Source organism: Lepagella muris (assembly GCF_004793975.1).
Classification (GTDB): domain Bacteria; phylum Bacteroidota; class Bacteroidia; order Bacteroidales; family Muribaculaceae; genus Lepagella; species Lepagella muris.
In genome coordinates this window covers 1-18491 of record NZ_SRYB01000001.1, presented here as the reverse complement: position 1 = coordinate 18491, position 18491 = coordinate 1, and the positions used below count along the sequence as shown (strand labels likewise).

16 protein-coding genes are annotated in these 18491 nt (G+C 51.2%); 9 read left to right on the top strand and 7 right to left on the bottom strand.

Annotation, left to right across the window (positions count from 1 at the left end):
- Nucleotides 1-5 precede the first annotated feature (5 nt).
- Complete coding sequence (gene dgt / locus E5331_RS00080; RefSeq protein WP_123482636.1) at nucleotides 6-1328, bottom strand: dGTP triphosphohydrolase; 1323 nt, start codon at nucleotides 1326-1328, stop codon at nucleotides 6-8.
- 190 nt (nucleotides 1329-1518) lie between these two features.
- On the opposite strand from dgt, the gene porT reads away from it, so the two are divergent.
- The 6 genes from porT (at nucleotide 1519) to porN (ending at nucleotide 8409) form a co-directional block, all read left to right on the top strand.
- On the top strand, nucleotides 1519-2202 hold the full coding sequence (porT, locus tag E5331_RS00075; protein ID WP_168355088.1) for a type IX secretion/gliding motility protein PorT/SprT: 684 nt from the start codon (nucleotides 1519-1521) through the stop codon (nucleotides 2200-2202).
- Entirely contained in the window at nucleotides 2199-3203 is a 1005-nt protein-coding gene (locus E5331_RS00070) for a PorP/SprF family type IX secretion system membrane protein (protein WP_123482634.1), read from the top strand. Before porT ends, E5331_RS00070 begins: the two co-directional genes overlap by 4 nt.
- A gap of 83 nt (nucleotides 3204-3286) precedes the next feature.
- A complete protein-coding gene (porK, locus tag E5331_RS00065) occupies nucleotides 3287-4690 on the top strand; it encodes a T9SS ring complex lipoprotein PorK/GldK (RefSeq protein ID WP_123482633.1) in 1404 nt (467 codons plus the stop codon).
- A 4-nt stretch (nucleotides 4691-4694) separates the two neighbouring features.
- Nucleotides 4695-5678, top strand: coding sequence for a type IX secretion system motor protein PorL/GldL (porL, locus tag E5331_RS00060; protein ID WP_123482632.1), 984 nt, complete (start codon nucleotides 4695-4697; stop codon nucleotides 5676-5678).
- Between the two features lie 15 nt (nucleotides 5679-5693).
- Nucleotides 5694-7256, top strand: coding sequence for a type IX secretion system motor protein PorM/GldM (gene porM / locus E5331_RS00055; RefSeq protein ID WP_123482631.1), 1563 nt, complete (start codon nucleotides 5694-5696; stop codon nucleotides 7254-7256).
- A 19-nt stretch (nucleotides 7257-7275) separates the two neighbouring features.
- Nucleotides 7276-8409 (top strand): type IX secretion system ring subunit PorN/GldN, encoded by a 1134-nt coding sequence (porN, locus tag E5331_RS00050; protein ID WP_123482630.1) that lies wholly within the window; start codon nucleotides 7276-7278, stop codon nucleotides 8407-8409.
- Here the strand turns inward: porN and E5331_RS00045 are convergent.
- The gene (locus E5331_RS00045; RefSeq protein ID WP_123482629.1) at nucleotides 8386-9357 is read right to left on the bottom strand and encodes a glycosyltransferase family A protein; all 972 of its coding nucleotides are present in this window, start codon (nucleotides 9355-9357) and stop codon (nucleotides 8386-8388) included. The genes porN and E5331_RS00045 overlap by 24 nt on opposite strands.
- A gap of 87 nt (nucleotides 9358-9444) precedes the next feature.
- Here E5331_RS00045 and E5331_RS00040 point away from each other — a divergent pair, with 87 nt between their 5' ends.
- Complete coding sequence (locus tag E5331_RS00040) at nucleotides 9445-10896, top strand: oligosaccharide flippase family protein (RefSeq protein WP_123482628.1); 1452 nt, start codon at nucleotides 9445-9447, stop codon at nucleotides 10894-10896.
- Nucleotides 10897-10928: 32 nt separating this feature from the next.
- Here E5331_RS00040 and E5331_RS00035 read toward each other — a convergent pair whose 3' ends face one another.
- The 5 genes from E5331_RS00035 to E5331_RS00015 all read right to left on the bottom strand — a co-directional run bounded on the left by E5331_RS00035 (nucleotide 10929) and on the right by E5331_RS00015 (nucleotide 16317).
- A complete protein-coding gene (locus E5331_RS00035; RefSeq protein ID WP_123482627.1) occupies nucleotides 10929-12707 on the bottom strand; it encodes a M23 family metallopeptidase in 1779 nt (592 codons plus the stop codon).
- A gap of 43 nt (nucleotides 12708-12750) precedes the next feature.
- Nucleotides 12751-13539, bottom strand: coding sequence for a lipoprotein insertase outer membrane protein LolB1 (lolB1, locus tag E5331_RS00030; RefSeq protein WP_168355087.1), 789 nt, complete (start codon nucleotides 13537-13539; stop codon nucleotides 12751-12753).
- Nucleotides 13540-13598: 59 nt separating this feature from the next.
- Nucleotides 13599-15398 (bottom strand): tetratricopeptide repeat protein, encoded by a 1800-nt coding sequence (locus E5331_RS00025; RefSeq protein WP_123482625.1) that lies wholly within the window; start codon nucleotides 15396-15398, stop codon nucleotides 13599-13601.
- Nucleotides 15399-15475: 77 nt separating this feature from the next.
- The gene (gene dut, locus E5331_RS00020; protein WP_123482721.1) at nucleotides 15476-15913 is read right to left on the bottom strand and encodes a dUTP diphosphatase; all 438 of its coding nucleotides are present in this window, start codon (nucleotides 15911-15913) and stop codon (nucleotides 15476-15478) included.
- Nucleotides 15914-16149: 236 nt separating this feature from the next.
- Nucleotides 16150-16317, bottom strand: a complete 168-nt coding sequence (locus E5331_RS00015) for a DUF362 domain-containing protein (protein WP_123482624.1) — start codon at nucleotides 16315-16317, stop codon at nucleotides 16150-16152.
- 217 nt (nucleotides 16318-16534) lie between these two features.
- Between E5331_RS00015 and E5331_RS00010 the strand changes: the two genes are divergently transcribed.
- A complete protein-coding gene (locus E5331_RS00010; RefSeq protein WP_123482623.1) occupies nucleotides 16535-17293 on the top strand; it encodes a glycosyltransferase family 2 protein in 759 nt (252 codons plus the stop codon).
- A gap of 51 nt (nucleotides 17294-17344) precedes the next feature.
- Nucleotides 17345-18247: a helix-turn-helix domain-containing protein gene (locus tag E5331_RS00005; RefSeq protein WP_123482622.1), complete on the top strand. Its 903-nt coding sequence runs from the start codon at nucleotides 17345-17347 to the stop codon at nucleotides 18245-18247.
- Nucleotides 18248-18491: the final 244 nt, after the last annotated feature.

The window sequence follows — 18491 nt, the reverse complement described above, 5'->3', positions numbered from 1 at the left end:
ATCGGTCAGACGGCGGGAAGGGAGTGTCCGTTGAGTTTCCGGAAAAGATCCAGCGCATATACATCGGTCATCCCCGACACATGGTCGAGCACACTCTGTAGCCGCTCATACAGACTCTCGGCATGTATATCGTATTGCCTCGGCATTTTCAGAAGCAACAGTTTGGAGAAGTTCTTCTCCGGATTGAGCACCGCCTCCATCAGTACATCCATCAGATACGTCAGTATCCTGTTGCCGGCAATATCCACGTCAACCACGTCCGGGGCATCATATATCCTCTCTCTTGCCACCTTAGCACACCTTCCATACGCCTCACTGAGCCGTGGGTCGGTAAGCTGCACCAGCGGCGACAACTTCTCCCCTGCCAACAGTCTACCCTCATTATCGACAAACACATCGGCACACCCCATGACAAGCTCCCCTATCACGTTTGAGCGGAGATAACCCACCTGCTCGTTGGGGTCGTCGAGATAAGACATAGCCCTTACCCTCTTGTCGATGTCGGCAGGTCGGAAGAAAGCCAACAGAAGTTCCTTCACCTCTCCTATTGAAAGGATTCCCAACCGGTGGGCATCCTCAATATCCATTATCTGATAGCATATATCGTCGGCAGCCTCCGTCAGATATACCAGCGGATGCCTTACAAACACACCGTCGGCAATCTCCGGAATGCCCAGTTCGGTTGCCACCTTACGATAGTCTGCCTCCTCCGAAGCGAAGAAACCGAACTTCCGTTTACTCCCCACGTTAAGCGATGACCAGGGGTATTTCACAATTGAGGCAAGTGTGCTATAGGTCATTGCAAACCCACCTTTACGGCGTCCGCAGAACTGATGCGTCAGTTGACGGAAAGAATTGGCATTCCCTTCAAAATTGACGAAATCCGCCCATTGCTGCGGAGTGAGACTACCCTTCAGTTGCAATCCCGCCCCCTCGCTGAACCATGTTGATATCGTCATCTCGCCGGAATGCCCGAAGGGGGGATTACCGAGGTCGTGGCATAGGCAAGCCGCCGCCACAATGTCGGGGATACTGGCAAGCGACTCCGCCACGTCGCCGTCGGCATAACGCCCGGAAAGACGCGCCACGACCTCCCTCGACAGGGAGCGTCCGACGGATGACACCTCCAGACTGTGGGTAAGACGGTTATGCACAAACACACTTCCCGGCAGAGGGAACACCTGCGTCTTATTCTGCAATCTCCGGAAAGGGGATGAGAATATCATACGGTCGTAATCCCGCTGGAAATCGCTGCGTATATGCACCCGTGGATCATGAAATTCCTCCATGCCCAGACGCTTGTCGCATATTAGGGTTGCCCAGTTCATATCTCGTTTTTATTTTTTAACCATTTTATCTGTCAAATATTGTGACAATATCCAAGTTGTCTACAACGTTATTACATATAGATGTCAAAATATTTTGGCATCTGCTTACCACATGATAACCGACATTAGAAATATAAAGTTCTTCAGCAATATAAAGTTCTTACCCTTGCGTCTCGTTTTTCTCCTGGTAATGATTATTTCCGTCGTTCCGGAGATAATCGCCAAGCCGGGCGACAAGATTCTCAACCGTCCGTATGCCGACCTGAAGCCCTGGCACCTTGGTTTCTCTGTCGGGATGCACGTGCAGGACCTATCGTTCACCCACAACGGACTAATGACCGACGACGGGGAGAAATGGGTGGCTGAGGTGCCCTCCTTCTCACCCGGATTCTGCGTTAACGTGCTTGCCAGCCTTCGTCTGCACAAATATCTCGACCTTCGCCTCACTCCGGGAATGTATTTCGGGAGTAAGGGGGTAGTGATGCAGGATGCCCTCGGTGACAAGCTCAACCGTCAGGACGTGAAATCGGCATACGTCGTTGTACCGCTCGACCTGAAGATCTCAGGCGACCGTATGCGCAACGTGCGTCCCTACGTGTCGGCAGGAGCTATGGCCACGTTTGACGTCAGCAAGAAACGCACCGAGCCGCTCCTCTTCAATTCATCCGACGCCTATCTATGCGTCGGACTGGGAGCCGATTTCTATCTCCCCTTCTTCAAACTGAATCCAGAGATAAAGTTCTGCTTCGGACTGACCGACATACTGCATCATGAGCGTCCGGACCTGACGGATGATCCGGAGTCGTTCAAGATGACGCAAGCCCTATCGAAAGTAAAATCAAATATGGTCGTACTCACCTTCTATTTCGAATGAGCAACCTATCACGCAAAATAACGACGACGCTCCGGCTTCTCCCTCTGATATTGTTGGGACTTCTGTCGGCATCGGCAGCGTATGCCCAGAACGACCCTCTCTTCACCCAGCATTGGGCACTCCCCACCCTCTACAATCCGGCAGCGACAGGCGACACCGACTGGCTCCGTATCCGTGGTGCGGGACGCCTGCAATGGATAGGAATCACCAACGCGCCTAAAAGCTTTGTCGCCACCGCCGACATGCCCTTCAAGGTATTCAACAAGCGAGTGGGCGCAGGAGTCACCATGCTTCAGGAGAGCATCGGACTCTTCTCCAATCTACTAATCTCGGCACAGGGGAGCTACAAGCTCAAATTCCTCAAGGGACAACTCGGCATCGGGCTGCAACTCGGCTACTACAACTCTCGTTTCCGTGCCACCGATGCCTACATACCCGACGATGACGATTATCACGAACCGGAAGATCCCTCCATTCCGAAGCAGGATCTCACCGGAAACGCATTAGATGCCTCTCTTGGGCTCTCCTATACCCATCCTCTCTTCCATATCGGATTATCCGGCATGCACCTCACCGCCCCTACCGTAAAGATGGAGATAGAGGGGTCGGAATCAACCGAGACCCTGCAATATGAGACAAACCTGAATCGCACACTATATTTTGACGCCGGCGGCAATATTGCATTGAGAAACACGTTATTCTTATTGCAGCCGTCCCTGCTCATGATGACTGATTTCAGCAAATTGTCGGCAGCATTGACCCTTAGAGCCACCTACAACCGATTTCTCTTCGTCGGGATAGGCTACCGCTGGGATGATGCCGTATCTATAATGGCGGGTGCCGAGTTCAAGAACTTCTTCATCGGCTATGCCTACGACTATCCGACATCATCAATTGCAAAAGTGTCGTCAGGCAGCCATGAGATTGTGGCGGGATTCAGACTGAAAATCGATATGTCAGGCAAAAACCGAAATAAACACCGATCCATCAGAATAATGTAACGCTTAACATAATGACCGAAAGACTTTATAAATATTTAACGTTTTCAACACCCCGGCTTCTGTCGGCGGTCGCGATTCCGCTTATGCCGCTCATGCTGGCGTCCTGCTTCAGCGCACGCAACTCATCAGCAGGCGGCGAAGTGACCGGAGTCGGCGGATCGGCATGGGCAGAGCCTACGCCTTACGGTATGGTGCTCGTCGATAGGGGCTCAATTGCTATGGGTCCGTCGAAAGATGATTCCATCACCGGCATCAAAGCCAACCCACGGGGCATATCGGTCGATGCGTTCTGGATGGACGAGACCGAGATCACCAACTCCAAGTACAAGCAATTCGTATTCTGGGTGCGCGACTCCATTATCCGCGAACGCCTTGCCGACCCTGCCTACGGTGGGGACGAGGCTTTCAAGATCGAGGAGGATAAGGAGGGGAACCCGGTGACGCCTTACCTCAACTGGAGCAAGGCTATCCCATGGAGAAACCCCAATGAGGATGAACAGCGTGCAATCGAGAGCGTATACCGCACAAATCCCATCACCGGGAAAAAGGAACTCGACCCGACGCAACTCAACTACCGCTACGAAATCTTCAACCACACGGCGGCGGCACAGCGTAAGAACCGCCTCGACCCGCTGACCCGCGAATACAACACCGACAAACCCGTGCCGACGGAACTACCCGTAATCTCAAAAGACACCGCATACTTCTCGGAAGATGGTGAAATCATACGGGAGACAATCACCCGCCCGCTCACCGGCGATTTTGATTTCGTCAACACCTACATCGTCAACGTCTATCCCGACACTACGTGCTGGATCAACGACTTCGACAATGCCTACAACGAGACCTACACCAGAATGTATTTCTCACATGCCGGCTACAATAATTACCCGGTGGTAGGGGTGAGCTGGGAACAGGCAAATGCTTTCTCCAACTGGCGCACCGATTATCTGCGCCGTTCGCTCGGTAAGGACAACATCTATGTGGAGCCATACCGTCTGCCGACGGAGGCTGAATGGGAGTATGCGGCACGTGCCGGTAATTCCGAATCCCCCTATCCCTGGGAGGAAACCCTCCCCTACGATGAACGCGGATGCTTCTATGCCAACTTCAAGCCTATGGATGGCGACTATGTGCGCGACGGACACGTCATCACTTCGCAGGTGGGCACATTCACGCCCAACGATTTCGGGCTGTATGACATGGCGGGAAACGTGTCGGAATGGACCTCAACCGCCTTCACGGAAAGCATCGACAACCTTACCGCCGACATAAACCCGGAATACCGCTACGATGCGGCTAAGGAAGACCCCTACAAGATGAAGCGCAAGATCGTGCGTGGCGGCTCATGGAAAGACGTGGCGAGCGGCATACGCAGCGACCTTCGCATGTGGGAATATCAGAATGAACAAAGATCTTACATAGGATTCCGCAACGTTCGCTCTCAGATCGGATTCGCCAAAGGAACCCAAAAGAAAAAGAGATAAAGACATGGTAAAGATTCGCAAATATGCTAATTTCATCGAGCGTTTCCTTCACGGACCCGGTGGACAACGTTTCTTTAATTTCGCCTACTCCATCGGAGCGGCAATCGTGATCTGGGGTGCACTTTTCAAGATTCTGCATCTCCCCGGAGGCAACCTTCTTCTCTGCATAGGCATGGGCACAGAGATCGCCATGTTCATACTGACGGCGTTCGACCGTCCGCCGAAGGAATACGCATGGGAAGAGGTGTTTCCCGTGCTTGACTCCAAGAATCCCGACGAACGTCCCGACTTCAAATCCGGCTCGGGCATCATCATCACCGGCGACGTAGTCGCAGGGGATGCACAGTCAGCCCCGACAGACGGGCAGATTGCCGAGAACACTGCCGGAGGAGGATTCTCCGGCATAGTGTCGGCAGGTGTGCCCGCGACGGGCATCATATCCGGTGGCGGCGCGGCAGTAGGCGGTACAGCTGCAGCAACAGCAGCTCCCATTCCGGCAGAAGAGGCTGAGACCCTTCACCAGAGCATTCTCCGCATGACCGAACAGATGGATCGTCTTCAGGAGACCACACGCGCACTCAATGAGGTGAGCGAGACTCTTCTGCAATCATATAAGGCAATCACCGATAATTCCGACAACATCTCGCAGAGTGCGCTCGGATATGCCGAACAGATGGCTGACCTCAACCGTAATCTCAACGGACTGAACACCATCTATGAGATTCAGTTGAAACACGTGTCGGGACAGCTTGACAATATCGACCGTGTAAACCGTGGTCTGAAGGATATACGCGACATGTATGAGAAGTCAGCCAACGAGTCATCGCGCTATTGCGAGGAGTCGGAGAAGATGGCGCGCTACATGCAGCAGATCAACTCCGTATATGAGAAGATGATCACCGCCATGACCATCGGGATGCATAATCCGATGATGGGTCAGCCGGGGGCGAATCCATTTGTCAAGACCGACAGAACAGACAACGATTAAATCCGAAAGAGAACAATGGCAGGAGGAAACAACGTAGCCCGTATGTCACCGCGTCAGAGGATGATAAACCTTATGTATATCGTCCTTACCGCCATGCTCGCCCTCAACGTCTCGAGCGATGTGCTCAACGGGTTTAACCAGGTGCATGACGGGCTCCGTACCACAAACCGGAACATGACCTCCAAGAATGAGGTGCAGTTCAGATATCTCAGCGAACTCTACGATAAGAACCCTACGAAAGTGGGGGAATGGTATGAGAAGGGGGACCGTCTGCACGATATGTCGCAGTCATTATGCCTTACCATCGACTCGCTGAAACTGGCGATCGCCCGTCAGGCTGACGGCAATGATGCCAATCCCGAGCAGATTGTGAATCTCGACGATCTGGAAGCGGCATCCGTAACCATGCTGCGTCCCGGGAGGAATGAGGGGAAGAAACTGAGGGAGAGTGTAAATGCTTTCCGTGAATATGTAAGTTCGCTCATTACCGACCCGACCAAGAGGAAAGCGATGGAGGCGATGCTCTCAACAGGGAAACCTGATGAGGGGGAGAACTCATGGGAGAACAGGAATTTCGACAATATGCCGGCTATAGCCGCCGTCACCCTGTTGACAAAACTTGAGAACGACATACGTCAGGCAGAGAGTGAGGCTCTTACCAATCTCATCACCAACGTGGATATCTCCGACGTGAGGGTGAACTCCCTTGATGCCTACGTTATTCCCAACTCAAAGATGGTGATGAGAGGGGATAAATACTCAGCCAACATCGTCCTTGCCGCCATCGACACTACACAACGCCCCACCGTCTTTGTCAACGGATCGAAACTCCCCAACGACAAGGGATTGCTCGAGCTGAACGCCACCACAGTGGGCACACACGATTATTCCGGCTACATTGAGGTGATGAAGGGTGACGGCTCGATCGACCGACGTGAGTTCAAATCCTCCTACACCGTCATGGAGCCTATGGCTACCATCTCACCGACGCTCATGAACGTGCTGTATGCCGGCATCGACAACCCCATCAGCATCTCCGTGCCGGGCTTCCCGATGAATGCAATACAGGCAACCATGACCAACGGGACGCTCACACGCAGCGGTGACTCTTGGATAGCGCGTCCGCAGACGGTAGGCTCGGAGGCGGTGATCTCCGTCACGGCAAACACCGATGGCGCAGCCCGCAACGTCGGCTCCATGACGTTCAGGGTGCGCAAGCTCCCCGACCCTACACCATATATCCCGATAAAGGATGCGCAAGGCAACGTGGTGCACTATAAGGGTTCACCAAAGAAAATATCCAAGGCGGCACTTATGGCTGCGGAATCGCTCGGTGCAGCCATTGACGACGACATTCTCAACGTGACATACACCGTGGTGTCGTTCTCAACCGTCTTCTTCGATTCCATGGGAAATGCCATACCGGAAGTGTCGGACGGTGCATCATTCTCGCGTCGGCAGAAGGAACAGTTCAAGCGGCTTAAGCCCGGCAAGAACTTCTTCATCACTGACGTGAAGGCGAAAGGACCGGACGGCATAACACGCGACATCTCCCCCATCAACGTCGCACTCAACTGAATTTAAAACCCACCGAATCATGACTCTTAATAAAACAATACTGACAATCATCCTTCTCCTCTCCGGTCTTTCCCTCCATGCGCAGGTGGAGAATGCAGGCGGAGTGCGCAAACGCAGTGAGAAAGAGAAGAAAGGGGTGCAAGGTGGTCCCGTCATCTCCGACAGGATGCAGGGCTTTTTTGAGACTAAGGAGCCGCATGATGCCGATCTCTCCTACATGCGCCAGATCTACCGCCAGCTCGACCTCACGCAGCCTGAAAATTCTCCGCTCTATTTCCCGGAAGACGTGATTGACGGGCAGGAGAATCTTTTCCGTATAATCCTGCGGCTCGTGGTCGATGGGAAGATTCCCGCCTACGAATATCTTGACGGACGCGAGATGTTTACTGATCAATACAAGGTAAACGTCGCCGACATGCTGCAACGTTTCGACATCTATGCCCAGGAAGCCAAAGGCTCTACGGAGAAGAATCCGCGTTTTGTCATAGAGGAGGCGGACGTGCCGACCACCCAGGTGCTCAACTATTATATAATCGAGAAATGGGAGTTTGACCGCCGTTCCAACAGGATGAAGACCCGTGTCGAGGCACTTTGTCCGGTGCTCAACCGCTCCGGCGACTTCGGCGGCGAGGCGAAATATCCGATGTTCTGGGTGAAATTCGATGCCCTGCGCCCCTATCTCGCCCAGCAATACGTATTCCTCTCTGACGACAATAATCTCGCCCAACATTCCATAGATGATTATTTTAATCTCACGATGTATAAGGGGGATATCTATAAGACCCGCAATCTGCGCAACCTCTCCATGGCACAGATGTTTCCCGACGAGGATGACCGCAAGCGTGCGCAAGACAGTATCGACAACCGTCTGCGCAACTATGGCAAGAACCTTTGGGTGCCCGACCGTGAGGAGTATCTCGCCATGCGTGAGAAAGAGGACGCCAAGAAAAGCAAACAGGGTATAGCCGCCGACACTATTCCTGAACGCACAATAGTGGAGGCAGAGAGCGTGTCGGAAGAGAAACCCTCATCGGCGGCACGTGCGAAGAAACGCGCCACAAAGAAACGCTCATCTACCAAGAAGCCCAAGGTAAGTTCCTCCTCGTCATCCAACAGCGGGGCAGCAAAATCAGTCAGACGGCGCAAGAAATAATCTCGCTATGCGCCACGCCCCTCTCCCGCCTGATGCCGTGTAATGATAGAGCAATCTCATCACTATCTTCGCCATCAACGAAAGACTTCTGTCGTCCGACATACCATTAAGCAGATCCGCCGCAAGGTCGGGTCTGCTCTCTTTTTTATAGCATGCTGCCAATATCATTCCGCGATATGCCACCGTCTGGAGCATCCCCCTCTTATTCTCCGACCGACTCGCGGATATCGTCTGCCTCACGGCTTCAAGACTCCGTTCCCAAAGACCCACCTTACGAGAGAAGCTATCCCCGGTGATTGAATCCTTCTGGGAATATATGTCGGCAAGAATCTCCGGAACGCCAGCAATTTTTCCCCTTCGCTCTCTCCCCGACACCCCGACGGCAAGGAGCATCCTGACCCCAAGTTCCCAATCGTTCCAACATGGAAGAATCTCATTCCATCCCCCCGCCTTACGGAAGAGTTCTGTCGGTGCCATATATCCGTGGGTGCGCAGAAGAGCATGCACGAGATGGCACTCCATACCCCTGTCGGGATAAAACGGAGCCACCTTACTTTTTCCGTCAAGTGTGTGTATAAGACATTTCCAGCATACAATCTCTGCCTCCGGATGGTCACGGAACCCATTAACCGCTCTCTCCACGAGCGTAGGGCGCATCGTGTCGTCAGAATCGAAGAATAGAGTGAACCTTCCGGTGGCTGCACACAAGCCAGTGTTGCGTGCATAGCAGGCACCCCGGCGCTCCTCACGCATCACCTCCACATGAAGACCCTCCACGCTGTTGGCATCACGCCATTCAAGCGCATATTCGTAGGTGCCGTCGTCCGAACCATTGTCAACGATTATCACCTCCAACGGTCGCCATGTCTGCTTCGCAACGCTTGACAAAGTGCGTGCAAGAAGCTCCTTCCGGTTGTAGACCGGTATTATTATACTTACTTTCTCCATTTACTCGCGAATTTAGCGAATTTTTCCGGCATATCTCCGTTAATTGGTTATGAAGATTTGTAATAACCGGACAACCCCACATATCTTATGCGCGTAAAGGAAGAGAACACCTATAGAAACATACTGAAAGGGATCTCTCTCTTCGGAAGCGTGCAGGTGCTTCAGATCCTTATCAACGTGACTCGGGGGAAATTCGTGGCATATCTTCTCGGACCGTCGGGCATGGGCGTCTCGTCGCTCTTCGCCTCCTCCTCGCTGACGTTGCAACGCTTCTCCTCACTGGGTCTGAATCTTGCCATAGTGAAGGAGGTGGCGGCAGCCAGCGATGACCGGCGCAATCTCGCCACAATCCTGTCGGTGGCTCGTAGACTAATAACGTTCACGGCGGTTCTTGCCGCCCTTGTATGCGTGGTTTTCAGCCACTGGCTAAGCATCCTGACGTTTGGCGACCCATCGATGCAATGGCAGTTCATGCTACTCGGCATTGCAGTGGGACTGTCGGTGGCTTACACCGGACATCTATCGGTGCTTCAGGGATTCCATGACGTGAAAAACATCTCACGCGCCTCGCTTGTGGGGGGAGTGACGGGGTTGGTAGCCGGAGTGCCGCTATACTATCTCTTCGGCACACGCGGCATAGTGCCCGCCATGATAATATTGGCAGCCACACTGTTTATCTTCTACCGTCGTGTGCTTACCCGACCTCAATATTCAATGGAGAGGGAGCCGTTCAGCTGGAGCCGCCACCGCCCCATAATAAAGCGTCTGCTATTGATGGGGATGCTGCTGATGTCGAATGACCTGCTGCAATCCCTCTCCCAATATCTCATCAATATCTACATCAATTCCACAGGCTCGACGGATGCCGTAGGTCTTTATCAGGCGGCAAACTCAGTTACGGCGCAATATGCCGGGATAGTGTTCGCGGTGATGGCAATGGACTATTTCCCGCGCCTGTCGAAATCGGTAGGTGATAATGATGAGATGCGAGATGTGGTCAACCGTCAATTCATCGTCACCGCACTCATCATCGGACCCTCCTCCGGATTGCTAATAATCTCCTCCCCATTTCTCATACGGGTGCTACTCTCGCCAGAATTTCTCCCCGTCACGGAGTTGATGAGATGGATGGGACTGGGGATAATGTTCCGCGCACTGATGACTCCGCTCGGCTATATCTCATTCGCTAAAGGTAATAAGAAACTGTTTTTCTGGATGGAGGGTGTAGGGTGCAACCTGCTGACCCTTTCGCTCAGCTGCGGATTCTTCCATTTCTTCGGGCTTACCGGATTGGGCTACTCGCTCGTGGCTGACAATGCACTCTGCCTGATAATCTATTATATTGTCAACCGGAAACTATATTCCTTCCGATTCTCACGCCAATCGATGATGATGATGGCGATGGCAGTAATAGCCACTTCAAGCGTATTCCTCGCCTCATTCATTCCCACTACGACAGGCTATGCAGTGATGACCGCAATACTGATTATATCCGGCATATATTCACTGACAAGGCTCAGGCGTCTCGCGCTAATCTGATTGGTGTGTGTCTATCTGATTGGCGAGTGAGTCTATCTGATCCATTCAAGCGGATTCAGCTTCTCACGGTTGCGCCATACCTCAAAATGGAGCACACTGTGCTTGTCATCATCCTCATCCGGGGCAATCACACCAAGACGCTGACCGGCTTTCACATCCTCCCCCGCCTTCACAGCTGCCGACGACAAGTTGCCATACACGGTATAATAGTTGCCATGACTCACTATGACCACAGTGTTAAAGCCGGGCACCATATACACACCGGATACCGTGCCCCCATATACTGCCTGGGCGGCACTCCCTCTTCCTACCTCGGCATCTATACCGGGATTGTCATATTCCACGTGCGGAAGATTAGGCAAAGACTGGCGTCCGAAGCGCAACGTTACCCTGAATGAACCCGCCACCGGTTTAGGGAGACTTCCCTTCATTGCGGCGAAGTTGCCATTCTGTGCCTTAGCCGGAGTTGCCGCCTCTTTCTTCTCAGAACGTGCGGCACGTCCGCGTGCCTCTGCAAACTTGGCATCCTCTCGCGCCTTATCAGCCGCAGCACGCTCCCTCTTCTTGGCAGCCTCTCTCTCCTCCGCCTCTTTCTTCGCCAGTTCCTTCTTTCGGAGTTCAGCCTCCTTACGAGCCTGTTGTGCCGCTTTCTCCCGCTCCTTCTTCAATCGCTCCGCCTCAGCCTTCGATTTCCTGTCTTTCTCCTTTGCCTCCTTCTTGGCGAGAAGTTCAGCCTCACGCGCCTTCTCCTCCGCTAATCTTGCAGCCTCAGCAGCGGCAATACGCTCCCTTTCGATACGCGCCTGTTCCTCACGTGCACGTCTCTCCTCCTCCGCACGTCGTGCCTCAGCCTCCCTACGAGCCTTCTCCTCGGCAGCACGTCGCGCCTCAGCCTCCTTGCGTTTACGCTCCTCCTCTGCCTTTCTCTGCTCCTCGGCAATCAATGCCGCGATTCTGTTGCGCAATACGTTTGCCTCTGCCTGTTTCTTGCTCAGATGCGCCTGTAGGGCCTGACCGTTTGCCTTCAACTGAGCCACCAAGGCATCCTGCTTACCATATTGGTTCTGCAAGACCGCCTGCTCTGATTTCTGCTGAATCAGCATCCGGTCCTGCTCCTTCTTCACTAATGAGAGCTGGTCGCGCTGCGTCTTCAGCTGTGCGGTCTTCTCCTCCACGGCGGCAGTCTGCCTGTCGCGCCATTCGGAAAACTGCCTCAGATAACGCATGCGGCGCAACGCCTGGTTGAAATTATCAGATGCAAATACAAAAGCAAGAGCCGACCGGTTCTTTCTCGCAGACCTCATCTTCTTCACGGCTTTGAGATATTCATCACGAAGCTTCTGCAATTCCGCCTCATTCCCGGATATTCCGGATTCAAGGCTACTGATTTTCCCTGACAAAGACGTTATCTTACCGGTTGTCTCGGAAATACGCTTCTTTGATACGGATATGTCGTCCTGAAGTTTACCGAGTTCACTTAGCCCCTTCTTTATCGAGCGGTCGTTCTCCTTTATCTGCTGTTCTGTCTGACGAATCTCTCGGTTTGTAGCCTCCTGCTGTCTCTTCACGTCGGAAGATGTCTCTGTCTTCCGTTTCCCGGTAGCTTTGGCACTTTTCTTCTTCGCCGTCTGCGGAGCTGCTTTCTTAGATGCCTGCTGGGTTGCCTTATTCCCTGAAGACTTGGCACGCCGACTTTTGGCGGTGGTCTGCTGCTGCGGATTGGCTGCCTGCATAAGCGGCAGATAATCCGATGGGACTAACGACATGAGTGCCATCCACGACACAACTGCATTACGGGGAACACGCTTCATAACTTTAACTCTGACTTCTGACTTACTCTGACTTCTGACTTACTTAGAATGATTTTATGAAATCATCAAATTTCATCCGGGTATACCCTCCTTTGAGCCTTATAGGAGATATCCCGCTTCCATCCCATACAGGATCATCGAGTTCCAGTGTGCCTCCTCTCTTCTTATCGGGGGAATAATACATCACATTTATGTCGTAGCCTTTGCCGGGATATTCATACTCCACACTCACATAGGTATCCTCCTTTTCCACAGGCACCACAATCAGTGCGGCAGCACGCATCCACCGGTCAATCAAATATCCGTAGTTGAATCCCTCAAGCTCATTCTCCAATGCGGGTATCATCGACAACTGTCCGTCATTCTCATAAAACAGTTCAATGGATTCGGGCGATCCGGAAGACAGTAGACCTTCACCTACCACCACCGGACGTCCGAGCAGAAGATTCTGCACATCGGAAAGCGAGATGGGATAATTTGCCATGAAGCCGGTAAGGGGTTCCGCCACGTATGTCTTCTTCATCTTGTTGACCACGAGCAGCGAGTCGGCATAAATCTCGGCACGCCCCACCTCACCCATCAGCGGAGCTCTCAATGAAATCAACACCGCACTGTCGCGCTCCATATAAATCTTCACACTTGGACTAAGAGGCAGCCCCGGCATCCTCAGTTTTCCGTTGATAGATACCGTTTCCCATTCGTTCCATTGCGCCACAATGGAATCCACCACCTCGCTTCGTCTTGAAGAGTCGAGAGCCTCCTGTGCCGCCGTCATCAGTAACCCTGACAACAGCATAATGACACATACGGCATATCTTATTGTCTGTTTCATCTGTCTATTCATTTTTCCGATGCCGTATCCATTGGGAGACGGCGGCGACAACCGTCATATCATTCATAGAAGAAAGCCTTGTGAGCCACCTTCTTCTTCAGCAACCCATTATCCGGCTCCAGTTCCAGCGCACGCTTCCAATTCTTCACCGCCTCATCCGGCTGATGGTTCATGAAGAGTATATCGCCGATATGATGATAATATTCGGCTGCGACATCACCATTTTTCTCGGCAATCTCCATAGCCTTCTTCTGATATTCAAGAGCCTCCTTATAGTCTCCCTTCTTGAAAAGGATCCATGCATACGTGTCGAGATAAGTATCATTCTCCGGCTCACCCTCGATTGCCTTGGTACTCATTTCCAAAGCCTTGTCAAGATCCCCGCCGTTCTCCGTGAGGAAATATGCATAGTTGTTGAGTGAGACCGGATTCGATGCATAGAAGAATAGAGAGTTGTCGTATGCCCTGAAAGCCTTGTCAAGATCCCCGGCACTGTAGTAGGTGTCGCCCAACATAGTGTAGATAGAACTTAGCCTGGTCAGGTCATCGAAGTTCAATGAATTTCTGAATCGCGTGTCGGTGACGGAATCTGTCAGCGGAAGCTCTGGGTTAACCTGATGTATCATCTCGGCATAAGTATTCTCAGCCTCATCATACTTCTTCTCATCAACGGCGGCAGCGGCATACATCAGCCTCATCCCGTCGGGTATATCGATATGCTTTGCAGCGTTGCGATATGAGGTCATCGCATCCGCGCCACGCTCGTCGGCAAGCTGGTAGCGCATCAGTTGCCCCCAGTAAGCCACGTTGGCGGGGTCAAGGTCGATTGCATATCCTATCTGCTCCTCGGCATCCTTATAGTCTCCCTTCGCACCGCTATATCGCGCCGCCAGGTCGAGCACTGCGGGTTCATGAGGATATTGCTCCATCAGCACACTGAAAAGATGATCCCCGCGTCCGGTGTCGCTCTTATCGTTGAGAAGCGACTGAAGATATTCCTCAAGTATCGCGATCTTCTCCTCCTGTATGAAGTCTTCCGAGAGAAGTGCCTCATACATCTTGTTGTCGAAAGCCACGCTGTCGCCTATATTCTTGTAGAAATTGGCAAGCGCCATCTTTGCCGCCCCATTGTCGGGATTCAGTTCCTCCGCCTGCTTATAGTATGCGAGCGTGGAGTCGTTGTTCCCGATCACCTCGTATAGATTCCCCTTCAGTATCCTGAACGACGGTTCGCGACGGTTATAGTCGATAAGGGCAGTCGCCTCATCTATGGCAGCGGCGGTGTCGCCGGCAGCCAACATAAAACTCATCTTCTTCAACGATACCTGGGGAGATTTCCCCTGCGCTGTCTCATATCTGCACAATGCCTTTATGGCATCAGCCTCGCGGTGGGCGTGCATATATGCATCGGCAAGCTGCAGCAGCGTCATCTCCTTCCCCGGATATAGCGAGTCAAGACGTTGATACACCCTTATCGTCTCCTCAATGGAATCAAGGCGCGCAGCCACGTAGGCATACGAGTTAGCCTCATTACGGTCGGCAGGATATGCGTCGACAAATCTGCGCATATAATCGAGCGAACGCTTCAGTTCGGGGTTGCTTTGTAGGGTGTCGGTCTTCACCATAAGGCGATTCATGCCGTAGGCAGATGCCGCTTCTTCGTATGAGGGGTCGGTCATGAATGCTTTCTTGAAATATTCGAAAGCCGCCAGATGGTTGTTCTCCGCCTGGCAACGTGCCCCCTCAAGATAATAATAACGGGCTTTCCGGCGAATCTCACCGCCATCGGCAGCATACACGGAGATAAATGCAGCCGAGACTGCACACACGAGCAATATGATCAGTTGATACTTTTTCAATGGAGAATATTTAAAGAGGGACCTTATTTCTATCTGACTTGTTACGAATCTGACTTGTTTCTATCCGAAACAGGGTTTTAATTTACGCCCGTATGACCAAACGCGCCATTCTCACGCTTCGTGCGGTCGAGTTCGCTCACTTCCTCCCATTCCACGTGGGAATACTGCTTTATTACCATCTGGCAGATTCTCTCTCCGTCGTTGACCACATAATCCTCTTCACCGAGGTTGATCAGAATTATCCCAATCTCCCCCCTGTAGTCGGCATCGACAGTGCCCGGAGAATTTGCTATTGACAGCCCGTAATTGAGCGCAAGTCCGGAGCGCGGACGTATCTGGCACTCATATCCTTGCGGGAGCTGTATGTATAGCCCCGTAGGTATCAATGCTCTCTGACGTGGTTTAAGCGTCACTGCACCCTCCGGGAGATATGCTCTCACGTCCATTCCGGCAGCTTCAAAAGTGCCGTAGGATGGCAACGGATGATGACTTTTATTTATGATCTTAACCTTAATTCTGTCCATTTTATATAGTAAGGGATTTATCAATTCTTTATATCCATTAACCGAATCCAAACGTAAAAAGTTGGGTACACGGATGATTTTTTACAAAATTAATAAAAAACGGCCTTATATACAATAGTGCATTATCCGTCGGTCAGCATCCCCACGCCCGGAATCGTCTGAAGAATACGATAAAAGGCCATCTTAGTAATCTAAGACAGCCTTCATTCCTTTGCATACTGAGATTATCAACCCTCAGTGATAGCATCGTTGGGGCAAACCTGTGCGCAGCTGCCGCAGCTGATGCAAGTATCAGGATCGATTTTGTAGATATCACCCTCAGAAATTGCGTCTACCGGACATACCGACATACAAGTGCCACATGCGATGCAGTTATCGCCAATTACGTAAGCCATAGTTAATGTTTATTTTTAGTTATTATTATTGAGTTATTTTGATGCAAAATTAGAATTTCCTAACGAATATTACAACTAAATCTCATCTATTCGGCGTAATTTGAATTGATTCTAAATAAAGAAATGCCCGAGGATCCATAAAAAATATGGTTTAATACCTCTTTTTTCGCTATTTTTCATTAATTTTGCATTGACCTAAAACGTCAGATTATTCATCATGCTACAGCAACCTCTTATCTCCATAATTACAATCACGTTTAACGCGGCAGCCCATCTGCCTGCGACAATGAAATCTGTGGCAGAACAGAAATGCAGCGACTTCGAACACATAATAATCGATGGCGCATCGAGCGACAACACCCTGCAAATAGCCCGTAAACTCGGAATCCCTTCCCTACGTATCCTCAGCGAGCCTGATAAGGGGCTTTATGATGCCATGAACAAGGGGTTGAGGCTGGCGAAGGGGAAATACGTACTGTTTCTTAATGCCGGCGACTCTTTCCATTCCGACGACATTCTCGGAAAATATGCCGCCGAGGCTATGAAGAATCCCGACATAATATATGCTGATACCGTGATTGTAGACAGTCAACGCAATTTCATTGCCCCACGCCACCTGTCAGTGCCTGACGTGCTGTCATTCCAATCCTTTGCCGACGGCATGCTGGTATGCCATCAGGCGTTCATGGTCAAGAAGGATATCGCTCCCTTCTACGACACATCATACAGGTTTTCAGCAGACTATGACTGGACAATACGATGCATCCGCAAATCAAAACCCGGCAACTGTGTCAATCTGCATACCGTGGCTATCGACTATCTAAGCGACGGCATGACCGACAAGAACAAGATGAAATCCCTGCTTGAACGATTTCATATCATGAAGGACCACTACGGACTGACATCTACCATAATCAACCATATATCCTTCATAGGAAGAGCCGCTGCACGCAAATTCTCATCACGACAGAAATAGTGATCCCGATACCAATATCCTAAATTGTCGGACAAATCCCAGACCCGAATTATGCATACTCAGAATACATCATCCAATTCAGATCTCGTGACAATCCACCAGATTGTACGCAATGTCAATGCAGACAACCTGAACGAAGACATAATAGTCTTTGATCATGGTGTCTCTTTCCACATGTCCGACATATATCCCCTCCGTCTTGATGCTCTCGTCATAGCTATCTGTACGGAAGGGGTAGGCAAGATTGGAATCGACATACGTGAATACGAATTAAAGAAAAATTCCCTTATCGTAATCCAACCTAAGAATTACATATACCTATCCGAATATTCAGAAGATTTTCAAAGTTCAATAATGGCCTGTTCGAAACATCTTGTGCAGGATGTACTTCCGAAACTTACCGACATACTTCCTCTCCTCATGCATCACCGTACCGAACCGGTCACCGACCTCACTGAAGAGGAAGCCGAAGGCATAAAGACATTCCTAAAGTTCATAAGATTGAAACTACGGGAAAAGAAGACACCATTTCTCAAACAGAAGGTGCATTGCATGCTACAAGCAGCTCTCTATGAAATGATGGACATCAACTATAAGAAAAATTCCGGAAAGGTTGAATCCCCGAAATCACGTAAAGAGGAGATAATGGCAAAATTTATCCTGTCGGTGAGCGAGGATTTCCGCACACAACGTCAGGTGGCATACTATGCTCACAAACTCTTCATCACTCCCAAGCATCTCTCATCCGTAGTGAAAGAACTCTCCGGACGTACCGCCGGTGACTGGATAGAGAACTACGTCATAATGGAAGCGAAAGTCCTACTAAAGACAACCGACATGACAATCCAAGAGATCTCCGTAGCACTCAACTTTCCCAACCAATCCTTCTTCGGGAAATACTTCAAGCACCACACAGGCTTCTCCCCCACCATCTACCGCCGCAAATTCACATAATCATCAGCAATACAATCTGACAAATCGGCAATCTGATAATCTGACAAATTATCAAATTGCCGATTTGACATCAATGACAGTATTGACAAAGAGGTCAAAGAAGTCAAAGAGGTCTAAGAGGTCCAAGCCGTCCAAGCAGCTGCTATCCCCTCCGGGGATAACAACGACAACCACAACAAAAAAAGGAAGCCGGCTGATCGCTCAGTCGGCTTCCATAAGGCGGCGATTACCTACTCTCCCGCTC

Excerpts from the sequence above, each read along its gene's own strand:
- E5331_RS00045 (WP_123482629.1), bottom strand. The coding sequence starts at position 9,357 with ATGGAGAAAGTAAGTATAATAATACCGGTCTACAACCGGAAGGAGCTT.
- lolB1 (WP_168355087.1), bottom strand. The coding sequence starts at position 13,539 with ATGAAACAGACAATAAGATATGCCGTATGTGTCATTATGCTGTTGTCA.
- porL (WP_123482632.1), top strand. The coding sequence starts at position 4,695 with ATGGTAAAGATTCGCAAATATGCTAATTTCATCGAGCGTTTCCTTCAC.
- E5331_RS00015 (WP_123482624.1), bottom strand. The coding sequence starts at position 16,317 with ATGGCTTACGTAATTGGCGATAACTGCATCGCATGTGGCACTTGTATG.
- porK (WP_123482633.1), top strand. The coding sequence starts at position 3,287 with ATGCCGCTCATGCTGGCGTCCTGCTTCAGCGCACGCAACTCATCAGCA.
- porT (WP_168355088.1), top strand. The coding sequence starts at position 1,519 with ATGATTATTTCCGTCGTTCCGGAGATAATCGCCAAGCCGGGCGACAAG.
- E5331_RS00005 (WP_123482622.1), top strand. The coding sequence starts at position 17,345 with ATGCATACTCAGAATACATCATCCAATTCAGATCTCGTGACAATCCAC.
- E5331_RS00035 (WP_123482627.1), bottom strand. The coding sequence starts at position 12,707 with ATGAAGCGTGTTCCCCGTAATGCAGTTGTGTCGTGGATGGCACTCATG.
- E5331_RS00010 (WP_123482623.1), top strand. The coding sequence starts at position 16,535 with ATGCTACAGCAACCTCTTATCTCCATAATTACAATCACGTTTAACGCG.
- E5331_RS00040 (WP_123482628.1), top strand. The coding sequence starts at position 9,445 with ATGCGCGTAAAGGAAGAGAACACCTATAGAAACATACTGAAAGGGATC.
- porN (WP_123482630.1), top strand. The coding sequence starts at position 7,276 with ATGACTCTTAATAAAACAATACTGACAATCATCCTTCTCCTCTCCGGT.
- E5331_RS00070 (WP_123482634.1), top strand. The coding sequence starts at position 2,199 with ATGAGCAACCTATCACGCAAAATAACGACGACGCTCCGGCTTCTCCCT.
- dgt (WP_123482636.1), bottom strand. The coding sequence starts at position 1,328 with ATGAACTGGGCAACCCTAATATGCGACAAGCGTCTGGGCATGGAGGAA.
- porM (WP_123482631.1), top strand. The coding sequence starts at position 5,694 with ATGGCAGGAGGAAACAACGTAGCCCGTATGTCACCGCGTCAGAGGATG.